This window comes from Aeromonas piscicola (genome assembly GCF_000820005.1).
Classification (GTDB): Bacteria; Pseudomonadota; Gammaproteobacteria; order Enterobacterales; family Aeromonadaceae; genus Aeromonas; species Aeromonas piscicola.
In genome coordinates this window covers 1-588 of record NZ_CDBL01000068.1, presented here as the reverse complement: position 1 = coordinate 588, position 588 = coordinate 1, and the positions used below count along the sequence as shown (strand labels likewise).

Sequence of the window (588 nt, the reverse complement as noted above, 5' to 3'; positions counted from 1 at the left end):
GGCGGCGAAGGCGGCGGCGAGTTTGTGGCCATCTTTCTGGCCCGGGGCACTCTCTACCCCCGAGTTGAAATCAAGGCCGAGGCAGCCGACCTGAGCCGCCTGCAGGGCGTTGTCGGGATTCAGCCCGCCTGCCAGCATCAGCTTGGCTTTATCGAGATTGGCCAGCATGGCCCAGTCGAACGCCTGACCCGTGCCGCCGCTCTGGCTGCCCACTTTTGTATCCAGCAACAGACGATCCGCCGGATAGTCGAGGGCGGGCAGCGGCTCGCCACTTGTGATGCCGACTGCCTTCCAGACTTGGCAGGTCGCCGGCAACAGCGGGCGCAGGTTGTCGATATAGGCGGCATCCTCATCCCCGTGCAACTGCACAGCGGCGAGCCCCAGCGCCTCCACCGTTTTGGCGATGGTCTCTTGCTGGGCATTGCGAAACACCCCCACATAGGAGAGCGGCGCACCCGCCATCACGGTACGGGCGGTGGGAATGTCCACATAGCGCGGGCTCTTGGCGACAAAGATAAGTCCGCCGAATACGGCGCCTGCCTGATGGGCGGCGGTGGCATCGTCGGCGCGGGTCAGGCCGCACACCTT

Annotated in this window: 1 protein-coding gene; it reads right to left on the bottom strand. The window is 65.3% G+C overall.

Annotated elements, in window-relative coordinates; genetic code table 11:
* The coding region (trpF, locus tag BN1128_RS16895) for a phosphoribosylanthranilate isomerase (protein WP_042870893.1) at window positions 1-588 on the bottom strand (588 nt) is incomplete at both ends.